Below are 19,027 nucleotides of genomic sequence, written 5' to 3' on the forward strand. Positions count from 1 at the left end.
ATCTCCCCTCGCCGTGACGAGCGATGTTTAGGATCGGCGAAGGCGAAGGTCCACCCGTCGATCTATGCGGGTCCGGTTGCCGGCTATATGACAGATTCATGATCCGACGCGCGGCACGTCTCTGCCTTGCCTTTGCGGCTTTCGCCTGGCTTGCCGCCGGCCCGGCAGAAGCTCGCCGCGTCCAGATCATCACCTCGTTCCCGCCCGCCTTCTTCGAGCCCTTCCGGACGGCCTTTCGCAATCGGCACCCGGACATCGCGGTCGAGGTCGTGCAGCGCAAGACCACCGCAGCCGTTGCGGATATCCGGACGCAGCAGCGTCAGGAGGCCGATCTGTTCTGGGCCTCGGCGCCCGACGCCTTCGAGTTGCTGAAACGGAGCAGGCTGCTGGCACCGCTGCAGGCCCGGGCGACCGGCGCCCCCGAGACCATCGCGGGCTACCCCGTCAACGATCCGGATGGGCACTATCTCGGCTTTGCCGTCTCGGGCTACGGGCTGGTCTACAACCCGTCCTATCTTGCGGCGCGTGGGCTCCCGGTACCGCGCAACTGGGCCGACCTTGCCGCCCCCGCCTATGCCGGCCATATCGGCCTGACCTCGCCGGCCCGCTCCGGCACGACGCACCTGATGGTCGAAGCCCTGCTGCAATCGCTCGGCTGGGAACGTGGCTGGGCGCTCTGGTCCGAGATCGGGGGCAATCTCGCCACCATCACGGCGCGCAGTTTCGGGGTGACGGCCGGTGTGGCGCGCGGCCGCTTCGGCATCGGTATCTCGATCGATTTCCTGGCAGAAACCGCCGGCGCGGAGGGCGAGACCAGCCGCTTCCTGCTGCCGGAGGAGACGCTCTTCGCACCAGCCAGCATCGCACGACTGGCAACGTCACCCAATCCGAAGGAAGCCGAGCTCTTCATCGACTTCGTGCTCTCGCCCGAGGGCCAGAAACTGCTGCGCGAGCCGCGGATCGGCCGGCTTGCGGTCTCACCGGCTGCCTATGGTGCCGACGAGGCGCCGCCGCATCTTTCGGACCTGTCGGGGCTCTTCAACCGGACACGCTTCGATGCCGGGCTGTCGGCCGGCCGCTACGAATTGGTCAACATCATCTTCGACGAGTGGATCACCTTCCGCCGCGCGGAGCATGCCCGGCTCTGGCGCAGCCTCCAGGGGCTGGAGGCCGCGCTTCTCGCCTATCCCGACGGGAAGGCTGCCCGCCTCCTAACCGAAGCGCGCAGAGCGCTGGTGCGGCCGCCCATCTCCGCCTCGGAACTCGGCCAGCCCGAACGCTTTCGCGATCTTGTGCGTGTGCCTCGGGGCCTGGCCGTTCCCGAGGCGCAGGCGCGTATCGAAGCCGAGATCCGCAGCGCAATCGCAGCCCAGGCCGCGGACGCCGCCGTCAGGTTGCGACAGGCTGCCGAGCGGCTCGCCGCCGCAGGGTGGACCAACTCGGATGACGGGCTGGCCGGAGGGCTGCCATGAGGCGCCTCTGGCAAGGCCGGCGCTTCGGCATCGGCGAACGCCTGATCGCCGCCTTTCTCGGCGTCGGTCTGTTCGCCGTCGGCGCCGGCATCGTCGGCGTCATCTCCTATGAGCGCCTGAGCACGGAACTGGCAGCCATCGCCCGCGATCATCTGCCGGGCCTGGCCTCGTCGGCGAGGCTCGCCGAAGCCAGCGCGCGCGTCATCGCCAGCATGCCCGAGCTTGCCAATGCCGAGCGGCGCGACGCCTATGAACGCAGCCGACGACTTGTCGGAGAACGGCTGGACGAGCTCGATCGGGTCCTGGCCGAGCGGGCCGAGGGAGGGTTCGCTTCGCCCGCCCTCGCCGCGGTTGCGACGGAAATCCGCAGCAATCTCAAAGCCATCGATGCGGTCTCGGGGCGGCGCTTCCCGCTTGGCGAGCGCAATCGCGCCATCGGTGAGGAACTGCGCTGGCTCCAGGCCGATCTCCTCGACGAAATCGAGCCGCTCACCGACGATGCCCGCTTCAATATCGAGACGGCGCTCGGCCAGGCCGGAACCGATGCACCAAGCGCGGCCAAGCCGAATGCCATTCGCGAGGAGACCCGCAAGAGCGCGGCGTTGATGACGCTGAATGCCCAGGCGAACCTGATCGTCGGACTTTACGGGCGGCTCGGCGTGGTCCGCACCCGCGAGGATATGGAGCAGACGGGCCACGTCATCGGCGAGGCGGTCGACCAGCTCGAAATCGAGGCCAGGGCACTGAATGGCTGGCCCGATACCATTACCGTCAGGCAGATTGCCCAACGGCTGATCGGACTTGCCGATGCCGGCACCGGATTACCCGCCATCAAGCGTGCCGAGCTGGCGGCCCAGGCCGACGCGCAACGCCTGATCACGGAAAGCCGGCGGCTGGTCAGCGAGCTCGGCACCCTGGTCTCCCAGGAGGTCCAGAGAACGGAAGCAACCGCGAAGGCCGCTGCCGAGCGTTCGGCCACAGCGATCAGGCTCGGCCGCAACCTGCTCCTGGCGATCGCCGCCGCCTCGCTGATCGGAGCCCTTCTCATCGGCTGGTTCTATGTCCGCCGGCATCTCGTCGCGCGGCTGCGCGTGCTCACCGAAGCCGCGACCAGCATCGCCAGCGGGCAGTCCTCGGCTGTTCTGCCCCACGCCGGCAATGACGAGCTCGGCGACCTCGCCCGGGCGCTTGCGGTCTTCCGGCAGACCCGCGACGACCTGATCCAGGCGGCCAAGCTGGCCGCGCTCGGCCAGATGGCCGCCGGCCTCAGCCACGAACTCAACCAGCCGCTGGCGGCGATTCGCTCCCATGCCCATAACGGCGTGCTGCTGCTGGAGCGCGAGCGTCCAGACGAGGCCCGCCACGCCATCATGCGCATTCAGGCGCTGACGACGCGCGCCGCCGAGCTGATTGCTCACCTCAGGCGCTTCGCCCGCAAGCCGGGCGTGACGCTTTCTCCCGTCGAGGTCGGCGGTGTGGTCGAGACGGCGCTGTCGCTCTTCGGTCCGCGTCTCGATGCCGGGCAGGTGACGCTGAAGCAGGACATGCCAGGCGAAAGGCTCTATGTCCGCGCCGAGGAAATCCGGCTGGAACAGGTCCTGGTCAACCTCATCGCCAATGCCCTCGATGCCATCGCCGGCCGGCCGAACCCGACGCTCGCGATCGGCGCGGCCCAACGCGGCAAGGCCGTCGAGATCTGGGTCGAGGATAACGGGCCCGGCATCGACCGCGCGCATCTGGAGCGAATCTTCGACCCGTTCTTCACGACCAAGCCGGTCGGCTCGGGGCTCGGCCTCGGCCTCTCGCTCTCCTACAACATCATCAAGGACCTTGGCGGCACGCTCGCCGTCGCCAGCTCCGGTCCCGCCGGCACACGCTTTCTGATTATGCTCGAAGCCCTGCCGAATCGCGCAATGGCTGCCATGGAAATTGACGCATGAATGCGCCGAGGATTGTTCTCGTCGACGACGATGCCGAGGTTCTCGAGGCCTGCCGGCTGACCTTGGAGCTCGAAGGCTTCGAGGTCGCGGCAAAGCGCTCGGCCGACGCCGCCCTGCCCCTGCTGACGCGCGACAGCCCCGTCGTTCTGGTGAGCGATGTCCGGATGCCCGGCCGCGACGGCTTTGGCCTGCTGGCGGCGGTCAGGGCGATCGACCCGGAAATTCCGGTCGTGCTCGTCACCGGCCATGCCGACGTCCCCATGGCGGTGAAGGCGATCCGCGACGGCGCCTGGGATTTCGTCGAGAAGCCGGCCGATCCCGTGCTCCTCACCGAGACCGTCCGCCGGGCGAGCGATTACCGCCGGCTGATCATCGAGAACCGGCTGCTGCGTGCCGGAGCCACCCCCGACGACCCGTGGGTCGCGCGGCTTGTCGGCGCCTCGCCGGCGATCGTCCGTTTGCGGCAGCGGCTGACCCTCATGGCCGATGCCGATGCCGACGTGCTGCTCTTCGGCGAAACGGGGACCGGCAAGGAGGTCGCGGCCCGCGCGCTGCACGATCTCGGCAAGCGCCGCAGCGGCCGCTTCGTCGCGGTGAACTGCGGCGCCATCCCCGAAACCATGATCGAGAGCGAGCTTTTCGGCCATGAGGCCGGCGCCTTCACCGGCGCGCGCGAGCGGCGCATCGGCAAGATCGAGCATGCCAGCGGCGGCACGCTCTTTCTCGACGAGATCGAGTCGATGCCGATGGCCGCGCAGGTCCGGCTGCTGCGCGCGCTCCAGGAGCGACGCATCGAACGCCTCGGCTCCAACCGCGAGATCGCGGTCGATATCCGCATCGTCGCGGCAACCAAGGCGGACCTCGCTGCATTGGCCAAGGCCGGCGGATTTAGAGAGGACCTCGTCTATCGCCTCAATGTCGTGACGCTTCGCCTGCCGCCCCTGCGCGATCGGCGCGAGGACATTCCATTGCTGTTCCAGCACTTCCTCGGGCTCGCCGCCGCTCGCGTCGGCCGCTCCGCCCCGCTGCTCGGCCGCGATCTGCTGCAGCGCCTGTCACGGCAGGACTGGCCCGGCAATGTCCGCGAATTGCGCAACGCCGCCGAACGCAGCCTGCTGGGGATGGACGAGGATTTCGATGATCACGAGACCGTCGCCGGACCATCGAGCGCCGAACTGACGCTGGAAGAACAGATCGCGCTCGCCGAAGCCGAGGTGATCGGCGCGGCGTTGAAACGCCATGGCGGCCGGATCGGCGTCACGGCAGCCGCCCTCGGCATCACCCGCAAGACCCTTTACCTCAAGATGCGCCGCTACGGATTGAGTGGCGCGGCAGCGCTTCCCGACTGACGTCGCGATGTTACCGTCCTGACCCATCCCGCCGACGCGACGGTTACCGCAACGACCCGCAGAGACCGCGAACTGCGCGCGCAAACCGGGATTTCCTCAACATAATCAATACGACGCCCGGTTGGCATCGTCGTTGCTGACAGATGAGCATCGGCCTCGACGCCGGGTGAGCAAAAACTGTCTTGGAGGAAATCATGGTCAATCGCAGGGTCGCACTCGCGGCCGCCCTCGGCCTGTCGCTCAGCACGTCATTCGCAACCATCGCCCTCGCCCAGGCTCCGGCCGGCAAGGTCACCGTCGTCACCTCCTTCTCCAAGGACGTGACCGACCCGATCAAAAAGGCCTTCGAGAAGGCGGTTCCGGGCGTCACGCTCGAGGTTCAGAACCGCAACACCAATGCCGGTGTGAAATATGTCGAGGAGACAAAGGCCAACAACCAGGTCGATCTCTTCTGGGCATCGGCTCCTGACGCCTTCGAAGTGCTCAAGGGCAAGAAGCTGCTGACGCCCTACAAGCCCAAGGCGGCCGGCATCCCCGAGAAGATCGGCTCCTATCCGATCAATGATCCGCAGGGCTTCTATTTCGGCTTCGCGGCATCGGGCTACGGCATCATGTGGAATGATCGCTACGCCAAGGCCAACAAGCTGCCGGAGCCGAAGGACTGGCAGGATCTCGCCAAGCCGGCCTTCTACGACCATGTCTCGATCGCCTCGCCGGCCCGCTCCGGCACGACGCACCTGACCGTCGAGACCATCCTTCAGGGCGAAGGCTGGGAGAAGGGCTGGCGCACGCTCAAGGAGATGTCGGGCAATTTCCGCTCGATCACGGAACGTTCGTTCGGAGTGCCGGAGGCGGTGAACTCCGGGCAGGTCGGCGTCGGCATCGTCATCGACTTCTTCGCCTTCTCGGCGCAGGCGTCCGGCTTCCCGGTCAAGTTCGTCTACCCGACCGTGACCACCGTCGTGCCTGCCAATGTCGGCATCATCGCGAACCCACCGAACAAGGCGGCGGCCGAGGCCTTCGTCGAGTTCCTGCTCTCGCCGGCCGGCCAGGAGGTCCTGCTCGACCCCGGCATCCGCCGCCTGCCGGTCAATCCGGCCGTCTATGCCAAGGCCGGCGCCGACTATCCCAACCCCTTCACCGATCCGCGCTTCCAGAAGATGATCGGCTTCGACGTCGACAAATCCGAAGCCCGGACCGCTGTCGTCGACACTCTGTTCGACCAGCTGATCTCCTTCCAGCTCGATGCGCTGAAGGGCGTCACCAAGACGCTGCACGAGGTCGACGCCGCGCTGGCGAAGAAGCCCAACGCCCAGGCCAAGGCTGCAGCCGATGAGGCACGCAACCTGATCGCAGCCATGCCGGTCTCGGAAGCGCAGGCTGCAAGCGCGGAACTCCGCGGCGCCTTTACCGGCGGCAAGGAGAAGGGCGCCAGACAGGCGGAGCTCGAGAGCCAGTGGGCCAATGCCGCCCGCGAGAATTACGCCAAGGCCAAGACCAAGGCCGAGGAAGCCCTCAAGCTCGCGCGCTGAGCCGTCGCCGCTGCCGTCATCCCTGCCGTAGCGACGTGAAGAGCCGGGATCCATGCCGGCCTCCCATTGGGGGCTCGGGCATGGATCGCGGATCTCCGCGCGGCCGTCTGGCATGATGGCGCGGGCTTTATCGATCGAGCCTCTTTCGGGAACTCCCCATGACCGCCGTCCCCGCGCTCTCGCGCCCCAAACGCATGTCGGCGACGCCTGGCCAGATCGCGCTCGCGCTGGCCATTGCAGCCTTCCTGCTGTTCTTCCTCGTGCTGCCGGTGGCAACGGTGATCTATGTCGCCTTCACCGAGAAGGGTACGAACAGCTTCACGCTGATCAATTTCTACGACTTCTTCCGCACCKAGCTGTTCATCCGGTCGTTCTGGAACTCGGTCTATGTCTCGGCCATGTCGGTGGTCTGGGCGTCGGTCTTCGCACTGCCGCTGGCCTATCTGACGACGCGTTTCGTCTTCCGCGGCGCTGCGGTCGTCCAGACGCTGGGTTTCCTGCCCCTGATCATGCCGCCCTTCGTCGGCGCCGTGGCGATGCAGCTCTTCTTCGGCCGCAACGGCTCGATCAACCTGCTGCTGGATGATTGGTTCGGCTTCAAGATCGGCTTCATGGAAGGGCTGAACGGCGTCATTTTCGTCCAGTCGGTCCACTACTTCCCGTTCATCCTGATCAATCTCTCGGCGGCGTTGCGCAATATCGACCGGGCCATGGAAGAGGCCGCGCAGAATCTCGGCTCCTCCGGCTTCCGCCTCTTCCGCCGCATCGTCTTCCCGCTTGCCATGCCGGGCTATCTCGCCGGCGCCTCGCTGGTCTTCGTCAAGGTCTTCGACGATCTGGCGACCCCCCTCCTGCTCAACGTCAAGGACATGCTGGCGCCGCAGGCCTATCTGCGGGTGACCTCGATCGGGATTGCCGACCCGATGGGCTATGTCATCTCGGTCGTCCTGATCATCGCCTCGGTCGTCGCCATGTGGCTGTCGGCGCTGGCGCTGAAGGGCCGCGACTACGCCACGACCCAGCGCGGCGGCGGCGGCCTCGCCAAACGTGTGATGTCACCGACTGAGGCCATCTTCGGCTATGGCGTCGTCATCCTGATCCTGGCGCTGGTGCTCGCGCCGCATCTGGGACTGCTGCTGCTCTCCTTTGCGACGATCTGGTCCTATTCGCCGCTGCCGGACGCCTTCACCGTCGCTCATTACGCCCGCGTCTTCGGCGAGAGCTCCGTCTACATCAAGAACACGCTGATCTATGCCAGCATCGCAGGCGGGATCGACATCGTGCTCGGTGTGGCGATCGCCTATCTCGTGCTGCGGACGAAGCTGGTCGGCCGCGAATGGCTGGACTGGACGGCGTCGGCGGCACTGGCGATCCCGGGTGTGGTGCTCGGCATCGGCTACCTCCGGACCTTCTACGGCATCACCTTGCCGGACGGCACGCCGCTCGCCTCGCTCTGGATCACCATCGTGCTGGCGCTCGCGATCCGGCGCCTGCCCTATGCGCTGCGCGCCTGCCACGCGGCGCTGCAGCAGATCTCGGTCTCACTTGAGGAGGCGGCGGAGAATCTCGGCGCCACCAAATCCCGGACAGTGCGGCGCGTCGTCGTCCCGCTGATGGCAGGCGGCATTCTCGCCGGCTTCGTCACCAGCTTCTCGACCGCGGCGGTCGAGCTCTCGGCCACGCTGATGCTGGTGCAGTCCAACTCCGACGCGCCACTGGCCTATGGGCTCTATGTCTTTATGCAGTCCGCCGCCGGACGTGGGCCTGGTGCGGCGCTTGGCGTCGTCGCGGTCATCCTCGTCGCGGCCTGCACCTTCCTCTCCCATCTCATCATCGAACGCAGCCAGAAGGCCAAGGGAATGGGCCACTGATCATGAACGCCATCGCACCGCTCGCTACCAAAGCCGTCGCCGTCGATATCGAGGGCATCAATCTCTCCTACGGCACCAATCATGTGCTGAAGAACGTCAACCTCGCGATCCGGCCCGGTGAATTCTTCGCCTTTCTCGGGCCATCGGGCTGCGGCAAAACCACGCTGCTCCGCCTTATCGCCGGCTTCAACCAGGCCGATACCGGCCAGGTCCGGATCGGCGGCCAGGACATTTCCACCCTGCCGCCCTGGAAGCGCGATGTCGGCATGGTCTTCCAGTCCTATGCACTCTGGCCGCATATGACAGTCCGCAAGAACGTCGCCTTCGGTCTTGAGGAGCGCGGCGTCGCCCGCGCCGAGATCGAGCGGCGCGTCGGGGTCGCGCTCGACCTGGTCGGGCTCGGCCATCTCGGCGACAGGCGCCCATCCCAGCTCTCCGGCGGCCAGCAGCAGCGCGTCGCGGTCGCGCGCACCGTCGCGGTCGAACCGAAGGTCCTGCTGCTCGATGAGCCGCTCTCCAATCTCGACGCCAAGCTGCGCGTGCAGGTGCGGCGCGAGCTGCGCGACCTGCAGCAGCGCCTCGGCCTGACGACGATCTTCGTCACCCACGACCAGGAGGAGGCCAACACGATCTGCKACCGCATCGCGGTGATGAACGAGGGCATCGTCCAGCAGGTCGGCACCCCGATGGACCTTTACGAGCGCCCGGCCAATCTCTTCGTCGCGAATTTCCTTGGTACCGCCAATATCCTCGAGGGCAAGGTTGTCGGCAGCGGCACCGAACGCGCCTTCGAGGTCAAGGGCGGCGCGAAGCTCCCGATCCCGGGTGATGTAGCGGTCCCGACCGGCGCCAAGCTGGTCTTTCGTCCCCAGCATGCGACTCTCGGCGCCGCAGGCGCCACGCATGCTGGGCAAGTCGCGTTGCCGGGCAGGATCGCGCATCGCGAGTTCCTGGGATCGAGCATGCGCTACGGCGTCACGATCGGCGAAACCGAAGTCTCGGTCGACCTGCCCTTCCAGTCGGGCGGCGACCTGCATGAGGTCGCGGCACCCGTCAGCCTGTCGCTGTCGCCGAGAACCGCGCTCTGGCTGGAGCGCTAAAGCATCGGCCCGGAAAGTGAATTGAGGTTTTCGGGGAAAGCCGATGCAAGCACGGAAGCCTGGATCATCGGACCGGATACGGTATCCCGTCAGATGATCCAGCCCTGGCGAGAATCACGACCAATGCGCGGCGCCGGGCAAGGCCATGACGAATATCCAGTTGCCAGAACGGTGTCGCGCCGCTCAGAGTTGATGCATCCCGTGATGCCGTGACGGCTATTTGCTTGCGCGGCATCGCTCGCCGACCTTGCGCAAGAGATCTTCGCCATGAGCCCGCCTGCCGCCGCCCGCATCGACATCGAGCGCTTCTGGACGACAATAGAACGGTCGGGCGAGATCGGTCCGGGCCGGCCGGGCGGTCTCTCCAGGCTTGCCTTGTCGGATGCCGACAAGCAGGTCCGCGACGAGTTCGTCGGCTGGTGCCGGGAGGCCGGCCTCACCGTCCGCATCGACGGAATCGGCAATATCTTCGCCCGGCGTCAGGGCCGCGACGACACGCTGCCTCCCGTCGTGATGGGAAGCCATCTCGACACGCAGGTGAATGGCGGCCGCTTCGACGGCATCGCCGGCGTGCTCGGCGCGCTCGAAGTCTGCCGCACGCTCGATGCGCTCGGCCATCGCACGCGCCGCCCGCTGGAGATCGTGAACTGGACCAATGAGGAGGGCGGCCGCTTCTCCCCGCCCATGGTCGGCTCGGGCTGCTTCACCGGCACCTACACACTGGACTGGGCCCGCGGTCGCACCGACGATGACGGAATCAGTCTCGGCCAGGAGCTGCAGCGCATCGGTTATCTCGGCGAGATGGAGGCAAGCCCGCACGCCTTCGACGCCTATTTCGAGTTCCATATCGAACAGGGCCCGATTCTCGACCGCGAGGGCATGCAGGTCGGCGTCGTTACCGGCGGCTACCCGAGTTGCGGCATGCTCGTCGAATTCCGAGGCGAGACCGCCCATACCGGTCCCTGGCCGATGGAGCGGCGCAGGAACGCCCTGGTGGCCGGCGCGCGCCTTCTCACTGCGGTCGACGATATCGGCTGGGAGAACGCCGGCACGGGCGGCAAGGCGACAGGTTCGCGGCTCGTCGCCTGGCCGAACAAGCCCGGCATCCTGTCGGACTGGGCGCAGGCGGTTTGCGACGTCCGCCATCCCGACGCGGAGACGACCCTGGTCATGGCCGAGCGCGTGCGCCGCGCCATTGGCGAAGCCGCAGCACGCGGCGGCTGCACGGCCGAAATCCTCGACACCTGGAACTGGGGCGGACGGATTTTCTCGGGCGAACTGATCGAGGGCATCCGCTCTGTCTCGCTCGGGCTCGGCTACCGGACGCAGGATATCCTGAGCCAGGCCGGGCACGACGCCTATTTCGTCGCCCGCCATGCTCCGACGGCGATGATCTTCGCGCCGTGCAAAAACGGCATCACCCATAACAACCTGGAACTCTGCACGCGCGAGGATCTGGAGCCCGGACTGAATGTCCTGTTCCGCTCCGTGGTCGCGCGCGCCGATCGATAGGGGCTCTGTCGCCCCGCGCGATGCCGATGTCTAGGACGGGTGGCTGAAGCGAGCGACCCGCGCATCCTTCATCAGGTTGCAAAAGTCAGGTCCACTGACGCGCACCAGCGTCCTGTGGTCGCCCCCCTCGAAATAGACGTCCCTGGCGTCATGAAGGCTTTCATCGAGGATCACCGGTACGTCATAGGCTGATCCGATCGGCGGAACCGCGCCCAGGTCGCAATCGACGAACAGCGAACTCACCTCATCCTCCGAGGCGAGGCCGAGCCGCTGGTGTATCACATCCTGCAAAGTGGAGAGCTCGATCCGGTGCGTGCTGGGAACGACGGCCAGGACATAGCCGCTCTCATGGTGAACCACCACGGATTTGGCCAGCCTGCTGCCCGGGACATGCGCGGCTTGCGCCGACTGGCTGCTGGTCGCCGTACGGTGATGCGCGACGGTGTCATAGGCGATGCCTTCGCCGTCGATATAGGCCTGGAGTTTCTTTGCGATTGTCATCGGAGGCGCCCCTTTGTTGTCTGGCGACGCGTCAGGACGACATCCTCCTCTCCTCCTCCGCGAAGTCAACGGCGAATGGGCTGCCAGGGCCGGGGCACAGGCTCCGCCCGTGCGAGCCGGCGAGCCTTTGACACGCGGTTGTGGATCCGGGTTCCGGGCCTCGGCTAACCGATCGTCCCGGAACCGCTCGATTGTCTGCCCGCCAGCGGCCTCAGCTCAGGCTTGAGCGCTTCATGAAGGCGCCGCCCTTCATGATCAGCGGCATATGCCGGCCCTGGCGGGTCAGCAACGCCAGGTCCTTCAGCGGGTCGCCGTCGACGACGACCAGGTCGGCATGGGCGCCCGGCGCGACCGTACCGATCTTGCCTTCGAGCCCGAGCAGCTTCGCCGCGACATGGGTGGCCGCACCGATCACCTCATGCGCCGGCAGGGCGCGGCCGCGAATGACGAACTCCTCGGACTGATGACGATGCATCTCGCCGAGAAGATCGCTGCCATAGGCCATGGGCAGGCCCGCCTTCCTCATGATGGCGAGCGAATCCATGCCGGCGACACGGACATTCTCGACCTTGGCGATGGAATCCGGCGGGAAACCGAGCTTGCCGCCTTCGCTGGCGAGCTTGTCATAGGTCACCAGGGTCGGCACGGCGACGGCGCCCTTCGCGGCGGCGAGCTTGGCTGTATCCGCCTGGATCAGGTTGCAATGTTCGAGCGAGTGGACGCCAGCCTCGACGCAGCGGCGGATCGCCTCGTCCGTATAGACATGGGCCGAGACATAAGTGCCGGCCATCCGGGCTTCCTCGACGATCGCCTCGAGCTCGCTCACGGAATAGCCGAGGAAATGGATCGGATCGGTCGGAGAGGCACAGCCGCCATTGGCCATGATCTTGATGAAATCGGCTCCGCCCTTGAGCTCCTCGCGAGCCGCCCGGCGCACTTGGTCGATGCCGTCGCAAATGCGGCCGAGAGCGCCGAGCCGATGACGGGTCGTCACCGCCTCGCGATCGTCATAGCGGCCGCGGAAATCGGCATGGCCGCCGGTCTGGCTCAGCGCCTTGCCGGAAATGACGAGGCGCGGTGTGGGGAAATGCCCCTCCTCGGTCGCAACCTTCAGCCCGAAATCGGCGCCGCCGACATCACGCACCGTGGTGAAGCCGCGCAGCAGCATCTCGCGCATGATCACGAGGGAGCGCACCGTCACGAGGGAGTCCGGCAGCGCCGCATTGCGCCCGAGATCGGCGACGCCGGCGATGACATGCACATGCGCGTCGATCAGCCCGGGCATCAAGGTCCGGCCCGCCAGATCGATCACCTTCGCCTTGCCGGCGGACACGGTCTTGCCGACCTCGCGGATCGTCCCGCCCTCGACCAGGACTGAAACCGGTGCACCGCGCTCCGGCGCGGTGCCGTCGACGATGCGGGCATTGGTGAAGAGGGTGGAAGCCACGGCAATTCTCCAGTCGGATGGGAGCTGTCAGACAGCGCGCGCTGCTGCGCGGGCAGCCAGGAATGCGGGAACCAGCAGAGGCGCCAGCCGCTCAACCAGCGGCACATGCTCCTCGCGATAGAAGCCTTCCGGCGCGAGCAGGTTGATCGTGCCAACGACCTTGCCGTCATAGAGCGCCGGGACATTGATGACCGAGCCGAGGCCCATGCTCTCGATCAGCACGTGATCGAAGAAGGCCCAGCGGATTCCGGCCTTGTCGCGCCCGAGATAGGGCTTGCGCCCCTTCAGCACATGGTCGCCCCAGGGCGTCGGCCCCATCGTCTTGCGGCCCGAGACCGGATATTCGGCCGGGCGGTTCGAATAGATCCGCGCGACCTCCTCGCCATCGACGTAGAGCAGGGTGAAGAGCTCATGCCCGACGAGCTGCTTGGTCACAGCCTCGAAGGCCTTGAACAGCGTGTCCGGCTGGCCGGGCTCTGCAAGCAGGCGCGACAGGGCGGCAAGATCATCGGACATCGTGAACTCCGGGATTCAGGCTTTGAAAGGAACGGGTTTGGGTGCACGTGGAATGCGTTCGGGCAGGAGCCCCTGCGGCCGCAGGTGCAGGACGAGGATCAGCGCGAGCCCGACCAGGATCTCGCGCAGTGCCGCGACCTGGACAGGCTGCAGACCTGGCACCCATTCGGTGGCGAAGCGCGTCGCCTCGAGGAAGATCACGACGAGATAAGCGCCCACGACCGCGCCGCTCGGGCGACCGACACCGCCGGCAGTCACCGCCAGGAAGATGTAGATCGTGATCAGCGGCTGGAAATGGTCAGGCGACACATAGGACTGGAAATGCGCATAGAGCGCGCCGGCCAATGCCGCGATGGCAGCTGAGAGCGCGAAGGCCTGGAGCTTGAAACGCAGCACCGTCTTTCCGGCGAAGGCCGCAAGCTGCTGATCCTCGCGGATCGCCTTCATCGCCCGGCCATAGGGCGAGCCGTCGAGCCGACGCAGCAGCAGCCAGACGCCGGCCACGATCAGCGTGACCAGACCGAGATAGAACAGGTTGAAGCCCATGAGGCCGAGCTCGGCCTTCAGAGGCGCCTTGATCCCGGAAATGCCGTCGGATCCCTTGGTGAGCCAGCGCTCGTTCAATGCAACGAGCCGGATCACCTCGGCAAAGCCGAGCGAGACGATGGCGAGATAGTCGTCGCGCAGGCGCAAGGTCGCGAATGTGACGACAAGCCCGACCACCGCGCCGACCGCGAGCGCCGCGGTCCAGCCGAAGAGCACCGGCGCCCCTGCCCCAGTCGCCAGCGCAGAAGCATAGGCTCCGACCGCAAAGAACCCGGCAAGGCCGAGATTGACCAGTCCGACGCCGCCCCAGATCAGGTTCAGGCTGAGCGCGAGCAGCGCGTAGATACCACAGAGCGTCAGGGTGAAGATGACATAGGACAACATCAGACCGCCCTCTCGCCCAGGATGCCGCGTGGACGGAAGGTCAGCATGATCAGGATCGCGATGAAGCCGACGGCGGTGCGATAGGTTGCGGGCACCGCAATCAACGCCAGTTCTTCGGCGATGCCGAGCGCAAGCGCTCCAACCACGGCGCCAGGGATCGAGCCGAGCCCGCCGAGCACCGCGGCGGCGAAGACCGACAGCAACACGCGATAGCCGGTGAGCGGGTCGATCGAGGTATCGAGGCCGATCAGCACGCCGCCGACACCGGTGAGCCCAGCGCCCAGGAAGACGGTGACGATGGCGATCCGGGCAGGATCGATGCCCTTCAGCCGGGCGAGATCGGGATTGTCGGCGACTGCGCGCATGGCCTTGCCGAAGCGCGTATAGCGCAGGAAGGCAAACATCGCGGCCATGATCACGACCGCCAGCGCAAGGCTCTGCAGCTGCTGCGGGCCAATCCGCAGATCGCCGAAGCGCATGTCGCGCATCAGGGGCAGGTCATAGCCGCGCATGTCGTTGCCGAAGACGAACCGGACGATATTCTCAAGCACGAGATTGAGCGCGATCGAGGCGATGGCGACGATGAGCGCCCCGTTCCCGCGCAGGCGGCTGAGCGCACTCTCCTCCGCGACCACGCCGACGGCTCCGGCGATAGCAAACGCAATCACGAGAGCCGGAATAATCGGCAGCCCCAGCACCACATTCGCCCACCATGCGGCAAAGGCGCCAATGGTGGCATAGGATGCGATGGCGAAGTTGGGATAGCGCAGCACGGCGAAAATGGCCGAGAAGCCGACAGCCGGGACGGCAATCAACGCCCCAGTCATCAGCCCGTTGATGAGCGCCTGCAGGAAAAGGGTCACGCGCGCGGGTCTTTCGGGATCAGGCGATCTTGACCAGAACGATCTTCCCGCCCTGGACCTGCTCGTAGCGGAACTTCGAGTCGCTGATATCGCCGGTCTCGGTGAAGTCGCACGGGCCGCTGGCGCCGTCATAGTCGACAGGCTGCTTGGCTGCGATCGCCTTCAGGCCGTCAATCGCATTATCGATCTTGGCACCGCCCGGCGCCTGGCTCGCCTTGCGGATCGTGTCCTTGATCGCCGTACCGGACGCATCGCCGGCCAGCGCGATCGCCATCAGCACCAGGTTGATCTGGTCATAGATCTGCGTCGTGTAGGGATCGGGCGAAGCCACGCCGATGAGCTTGACCAGGCGCTCATAGGCCTTCGAGCCTTCCGCCGACGAGGGCGAGATCGTGTAGGTCTTGTCGACGACATCGGCCGGAACGCTGTCGACGAGCTTCTGGTTCACCGAATAGCCGAAGGCGACCTTGAGCCCGCCGAAGCCGGCCCGGAAGAGGTCTTTCAGCATCACGGCGGTGTCGGGCGTATAGCCGCCGAACACGACCGCGTTGGGCTTGAAGCGCAGCACCTCGTCGATCTCGGTGCGATAGGCAGGCTTCTTGTCGTCATAGATCAGGGACGCCGTCTCGCCGCCGCCCTTCTTCACGGCCTCGGTGATATTGTCGAACTGGCTCTTGGCGAAGGGCGTCTGCGGCGACAGGAAGAAGACGCGCTTGGCCTTCTCGGCGATGACGAACTCGCCGAACTTGCGGCCCTGCAGCGTCGTCGTCGGCTGCGTGCGGATCAGATAGCCCTGATGCGGCAACTGCGTGATCGAATCCGCGCCCGAGACGGTCGCCAGGAAGGTCTTCGATTCCCAGCAGAGCGGCGCGACCGCGGTCGTGACCGAGGAGGCCCAGGTGCCGAGAATGGCCGAGACCTTGTCGACGTCGATCAGCTTGCGCGCCGCGCGGACGCCGGCTTCCGGATTGGTCTGGTCGTCCTCCGAGATCAGCTCGATCTTGCGCCCGAGCACGCCACCTGCCGCATTCACCTCATCGATGACGGCCTTGACCGCCTTGACCATCACCGGGCCATAGGGACCACCCGAGCCGGTCAACGGCGTCAGGGTGCCGATCCTGATCGGCGCGCCCTGGGCGAGCGCGAGCTTCGGTAGCGCACTGACACCGGCAAGCGCGGCGGCACCCGTCAGAAGCGTCCGGCGGTTCGTCATGAAATCGGTCATGGTGATCCCCTTGTCCTTATGTTTCTTGAACTGTGTCGGCGTCGGCTTCAGCCGCCCAGGAAGAGGCGGCGGATATCGGGGTCGGAGGCGAGAGCAGGTCCCGCCCCCTCTCGGCTGTTGCGGCCAGAGACGAGCACATAGCCCCGCGTCGAGATTTCGAGCGCTTCGAGCGCGTGCTGCTCCACCATCAGGATCGGCAAGCCCCCCCTGTTCAGGGCGACGATCGCCTCGAACAGTTCATCAGCCGCCTTGGGCGAGAGCCCGGCTGTCGGCTCGTCGAGCAGCAGCAGGCTCGGCGCATTCATCAGCCCCATCGCCATCGCCAGGATCTGCCGCTGTCCGCCCGACAGCGTACGCGCCAGCGCGCGCCGCTTCTCCGCCAGCATCGGATAGCGCTGATACATCTCTTCGCTGCGCGTCCTGACTCCGCCGGAATCCTGGAAACCGCTGATCTCCAGGTTCTCGGCAACCGTCATCGCACCAAAGACATTGCGTTCCTGCGGTACGAAGCCGATGCCGGCCCGCGCCCGGCCAAGCGCATTCGCAGCCGTGATATCCGCGCCGTTCAGGCTGATCTGGCCCTTGCGCGCCGCAACCAGCCCCGCGACGGTCTTGAGCAAGGTCGATTTACCGGCCCCGTTCGGCCCGATGATCGAAACGATCTCGCCTGGTGCGACCCTGAGCGACGTGCCCTTGAGAATTTCTTCGGCCGCGCCATAGCCGGCGACAACACCTTCGACCGAGAGCAGGGCGGCGCCCGCAGCCGCGCTCAATGCCGCCTCCCGAGATAGGCTTCCTGCACCCGGATGTCGGCGGCGACCTCCTCGAACGAACCCTGGGTCAGGGTCCTGCCCTCGGCCATGACGACGACCGGTTGGCAGAGGCGCTTGATCAGCGCCATGTCATGCTCGATCAGGCAGATCGTCAGGCCTTCACGGTTGAGCCCGACGAGATGCTCGGCGATCTCGTCGGCCAGGCTCGGATTGACGCCCGCCATCGGCTCGTCGAGCAGCAGGATTTTCGGCTTGGCCATCAGGGCTCGCCCGATCTCGACCAGTTTTTTCTGACCGCCGGACAGCGCCGTGACCGGATTATCAAGCACGTGGTCGAGCTTCAGCCGGCGCGCAATCTCGAAGGCGCGCCCTGCCAGCTCGGCTTCGCGGCGGCGTGCGGCAGCAGAGCCGAACAACCCCGCGAGCAGATTCTCGCCGGGCTGATCCGCGCCATAGAGCATCAGATGTTGGAAGACGCTGAGCTTGGGGAAGCCCCGTGCCAGCTGAAAGGTCCGCACAAGCCCCGCCGCGACGAGTTCTTCCGGTGCCAGGCCCGTTGCATCCTTCGGCCCCAGCGCGACTGTACCGCCCTTGGGCCGGTACAGTCCGGATACAGCATTGAACAAGGTCGATTTGCCGGCACCGTTGGGGCCGATCAGGCCGGTAAAGCTTCCGGCCGGCACGGCGAGATCGACACCGCGCAGCACATGCACGCCGTAGAAGTCGAGCTTCAGGCCCGTGACCGTCAGCAGCGGCGTCATGAAGCCTGTGCCCCCGCAACCGACCGGCGTGAGGGCGATGTCTGTGTCGGAAAATGCTGGCGGACCTGAAGCTTCCAGAAATTCAGCATCTCGGCGTAATAGGCTGGGTCCTTCCGCAGCACGGTCTGGGCGATCATGCCGCGCACCAGGCACATCGTGGCGTTCATCACCACGCGGGTATGGTCCGCATCGACCTTGGTGCGGGCGGCGAGTGCGGTCCAGACCGCATCCAGACCAGCGTGGAATTCTCGCACCACGGGCACGAGATCAGCCCGGAACTCGTCATTATGCCGCGCCTCCGGCAGGAACTCCATGGTCACATAGAACAGCCGGTCCGACATCATCTGCCAGATGTAGTCGACGATCTCGTCGCTGGAGCCACCCCGCTCTGCGAAGGCCTCGGCGAAGCGATGCAGGTTGCGCGAGGAACGCCCGAGCAGATCGGCGACAGAAGCCGTGATGATCGCCTCGCGCCCGGCAAAGTGATGCGTCAGCGCGCCACGCGAGACGCCGGCGGCGCGGGCAATTTCGGGGGTGGTCGTGCGTGCGAGCCCGCGATCATGCATCAGATMGATCGTCGCATGCATCAGCCGCGCAGAGGTGTCCGCGCTGCGTTCCTTCTGCGATCGCCTCTTGCCGGTTCCGGTCAAGCTGCCCCTCCACTTTCAGCCGAGAGCAAGCCTGTGATCGCATTTACAAACAGTCAAGACTGTTTCTACGACGACGGTGCTGAGTTGCGTGCTGAACGGGTAAGCGGCAAGACACACTGAGGATCCGGCCAAAGCCAAGGCCGGTCAGCCCGCGGATTCTGCAGGGAGCCATGGCATGTCGTTCAGCTGGGACGAGGCCGTTGCCTACGCACTGACGCTTCCTGGCGCCGGGATTTCAACCAGCGACGGCCTGCTGGCGGTGAAGGTAAACGGCCGGGATCAATCGCGCCCGCGACTGGAACGCCAGCCGCCCGCGCTTGCGGGTGAAGCGGTAGCGGCCAGCCGCAGCGCTTTATCTGGTCCTGGCGCCAGGCCGGCGGGAGTCGGTCGGTCCATCCGCGGGACCATGCTGATCCGCGTGCCGAGCCTTGTGTTCCGTAACCATGCGGCGTAGGCCGCAGTACGGCTATTTCGGGTCGTCCGATCTTGTGAGCAGGTGAGGATTGGCTTTGTAGATTTCGGCGAGGCCTTTGAGCGTCTCGATGCCGAAGTCTGTGAACGCCATGACGCTGTCATCGCCTGGCC

The 19,027-nt window shown here is 66.1% G+C and carries 17 protein-coding genes; 8 read left to right on the forward strand and 9 right to left on the reverse strand.

Features of this window, described 5'->3' with window-relative positions:
- The first annotated feature begins 98 nt into the window (after positions 1 to 98).
- The 7 genes from AC1DIO_RS21500 (at position 99) to AC1DIO_RS21530 (ending at position 10,776) form a co-directional block, all read left to right on the forward strand.
- Entirely contained in the window at positions 99 to 1,472 is a 1,374-nt protein-coding gene (locus AC1DIO_RS21500) for an ABC transporter substrate-binding protein (protein ID WP_441507453.1), read from the forward strand.
- Complete coding sequence (locus AC1DIO_RS21505; RefSeq protein WP_441507454.1) at positions 1,469 to 3,412, forward strand: ATP-binding protein; 1,944 nt, start codon at positions 1,469 to 1,471, stop codon at positions 3,410 to 3,412. The genes AC1DIO_RS21500 and AC1DIO_RS21505 overlap by 4 nt, the downstream gene beginning before the upstream one ends.
- Complete coding sequence (locus AC1DIO_RS21510) at positions 3,409 to 4,761, forward strand: sigma-54-dependent transcriptional regulator (RefSeq protein ID WP_476776556.1); 1,353 nt, start codon at positions 3,409 to 3,411, stop codon at positions 4,759 to 4,761. Before AC1DIO_RS21505 ends, AC1DIO_RS21510 begins: the two co-directional genes overlap by 4 nt.
- A gap of 194 nt (positions 4,762 to 4,955) precedes the next feature.
- On the forward strand, positions 4,956 to 6,293 hold the full coding sequence (locus tag AC1DIO_RS21515; RefSeq protein WP_441507456.1) for an ABC transporter substrate-binding protein: 1,338 nt from the start codon (positions 4,956 to 4,958) through the stop codon (positions 6,291 to 6,293).
- Positions 6,294 to 6,451: 158 nt separating this feature from the next.
- Positions 6,452 to 8,164 (forward strand): ABC transporter permease, encoded by a 1,713-nt coding sequence (locus tag AC1DIO_RS21520; RefSeq protein WP_476854042.1) that lies wholly within the window; start codon positions 6,452 to 6,454, stop codon positions 8,162 to 8,164.
- 2 nt (positions 8,165 to 8,166) lie between these two features.
- Positions 8,167 to 9,264 carry an ABC transporter ATP-binding protein gene (locus AC1DIO_RS21525; RefSeq protein WP_476854043.1) on the forward strand — a complete coding sequence of 366 codons (1,098 nt, stop codon included), beginning with the start codon at positions 8,167 to 8,169 and terminating at the stop codon, positions 9,262 to 9,264.
- A gap of 267 nt (positions 9,265 to 9,531) precedes the next feature.
- Positions 9,532 to 10,776, forward strand: a complete 1,245-nt coding sequence (locus AC1DIO_RS21530; protein WP_441507457.1) for a Zn-dependent hydrolase — start codon at positions 9,532 to 9,534, stop codon at positions 10,774 to 10,776.
- 30 nt (positions 10,777 to 10,806) lie between these two features.
- Here AC1DIO_RS21530 and AC1DIO_RS21535 read toward each other — a convergent pair whose 3' ends face one another.
- From AC1DIO_RS21535 to AC1DIO_RS21575, 9 genes are all read right to left on the reverse strand, one after another.
- On the reverse strand, positions 10,807 to 11,277 hold the full coding sequence (locus tag AC1DIO_RS21535; RefSeq protein WP_441492682.1) for an aminoacyl-tRNA deacylase: 471 nt from the start codon (positions 11,275 to 11,277) through the stop codon (positions 10,807 to 10,809).
- 211 nt (positions 11,278 to 11,488) lie between these two features.
- On the reverse strand, positions 11,489 to 12,724 hold the full coding sequence (locus tag AC1DIO_RS21540; protein WP_441507458.1) for a metal-dependent hydrolase family protein: 1,236 nt from the start codon (positions 12,722 to 12,724) through the stop codon (positions 11,489 to 11,491).
- A 27-nt stretch (positions 12,725 to 12,751) separates the two neighbouring features.
- Positions 12,752 to 13,240, reverse strand: a complete 489-nt coding sequence (locus AC1DIO_RS21545; protein WP_441507459.1) for a GAF domain-containing protein — start codon at positions 13,238 to 13,240, stop codon at positions 12,752 to 12,754.
- Positions 13,241 to 13,255: 15 nt separating this feature from the next.
- The gene (locus tag AC1DIO_RS21550; RefSeq protein ID WP_441507460.1) at positions 13,256 to 14,170 is read right to left on the reverse strand and encodes a branched-chain amino acid ABC transporter permease; all 915 of its coding nucleotides are present in this window, start codon (positions 14,168 to 14,170) and stop codon (positions 13,256 to 13,258) included.
- On the reverse strand, positions 14,170 to 15,033 hold the full coding sequence (locus AC1DIO_RS21555; protein ID WP_441507461.1) for a branched-chain amino acid ABC transporter permease: 864 nt from the start codon (positions 15,031 to 15,033) through the stop codon (positions 14,170 to 14,172). The genes AC1DIO_RS21550 and AC1DIO_RS21555 overlap by 1 nt, the downstream gene beginning before the upstream one ends.
- Before the next feature lie 19 nt (positions 15,034 to 15,052).
- Positions 15,053 to 16,258 carry an ABC transporter substrate-binding protein gene (locus AC1DIO_RS21560; RefSeq protein ID WP_476854044.1) on the reverse strand — a complete coding sequence of 402 codons (1,206 nt, stop codon included), beginning with the start codon at positions 16,256 to 16,258 and terminating at the stop codon, positions 15,053 to 15,055.
- A gap of 47 nt (positions 16,259 to 16,305) precedes the next feature.
- Complete coding sequence (locus AC1DIO_RS21565; RefSeq protein WP_441507463.1) at positions 16,306 to 17,031, reverse strand: ABC transporter ATP-binding protein; 726 nt, start codon at positions 17,029 to 17,031, stop codon at positions 16,306 to 16,308.
- Complete coding sequence (locus AC1DIO_RS21570) at positions 17,028 to 17,792, reverse strand: ABC transporter ATP-binding protein (protein WP_441507464.1); 765 nt, start codon at positions 17,790 to 17,792, stop codon at positions 17,028 to 17,030. The genes AC1DIO_RS21565 and AC1DIO_RS21570 overlap by 4 nt, the downstream gene beginning before the upstream one ends.
- Complete coding sequence (locus tag AC1DIO_RS21575) at positions 17,789 to 18,379, reverse strand: TetR/AcrR family transcriptional regulator (protein ID WP_476854045.1); 591 nt, start codon at positions 18,377 to 18,379, stop codon at positions 17,789 to 17,791. Before AC1DIO_RS21575 ends, AC1DIO_RS21570 begins: the two co-directional genes overlap by 4 nt.
- 238 nt (positions 18,380 to 18,617) lie before the next feature.
- On the opposite strand from AC1DIO_RS21575, the gene AC1DIO_RS21580 reads away from it, so the two are divergent.
- Positions 18,618 to 18,896 (forward strand): hypothetical protein, encoded by a 279-nt coding sequence (locus AC1DIO_RS21580; protein ID WP_476854046.1) that lies wholly within the window; start codon positions 18,618 to 18,620, stop codon positions 18,894 to 18,896.
- Positions 18,897 to 19,027 lie beyond the last annotated feature (131 nt).

The organism is Allobosea sp. 05T439, from assembly GCF_056396005.1.

What these genes read in the sequence shown, in the direction of transcription:
- AC1DIO_RS21510 (WP_476776556.1), top strand. Translation starts at nt 3,409, where the DNA reads ATGAATGCGCCGAGGATTGTTCTCGTCGACGACGATGCCGAGGTTCTC.
- AC1DIO_RS21505 (WP_441507454.1), top strand. Translation starts at nt 1,469, where the DNA reads ATGAGGCGCCTCTGGCAAGGCCGGCGCTTCGGCATCGGCGAACGCCTG.
- AC1DIO_RS21500 (WP_441507453.1), top strand. Translation starts at nt 99, where the DNA reads ATGATCCGACGCGCGGCACGTCTCTGCCTTGCCTTTGCGGCTTTCGCC.
- AC1DIO_RS21580 (WP_476854046.1), top strand. Translation starts at nt 18,618, where the DNA reads ATGTCGTTCAGCTGGGACGAGGCCGTTGCCTACGCACTGACGCTTCCT.
- AC1DIO_RS21550 (WP_441507460.1), bottom strand. Translation starts at nt 14,170, where the DNA reads ATGTTGTCCTATGTCATCTTCACCCTGACGCTCTGTGGTATCTACGCG.
- AC1DIO_RS21560 (WP_476854044.1), bottom strand. Translation starts at nt 16,258, where the DNA reads ATGACCGATTTCATGACGAACCGCCGGACGCTTCTGACGGGTGCCGCC.
- AC1DIO_RS21535 (WP_441492682.1), bottom strand. Translation starts at nt 11,277, where the DNA reads ATGACAATCGCAAAGAAACTCCAGGCCTATATCGACGGCGAAGGCATC.
- AC1DIO_RS21530 (WP_441507457.1), top strand. Translation starts at nt 9,532, where the DNA reads ATGAGCCCGCCTGCCGCCGCCCGCATCGACATCGAGCGCTTCTGGACG.
- AC1DIO_RS21570 (WP_441507464.1), bottom strand. Translation starts at nt 17,792, where the DNA reads ATGACGCCGCTGCTGACGGTCACGGGCCTGAAGCTCGACTTCTACGGC.
- AC1DIO_RS21545 (WP_441507459.1), bottom strand. Translation starts at nt 13,240, where the DNA reads ATGTCCGATGATCTTGCCGCCCTGTCGCGCCTGCTTGCAGAGCCCGGC.
- AC1DIO_RS21515 (WP_441507456.1), top strand. Translation starts at nt 4,956, where the DNA reads ATGGTCAATCGCAGGGTCGCACTCGCGGCCGCCCTCGGCCTGTCGCTC.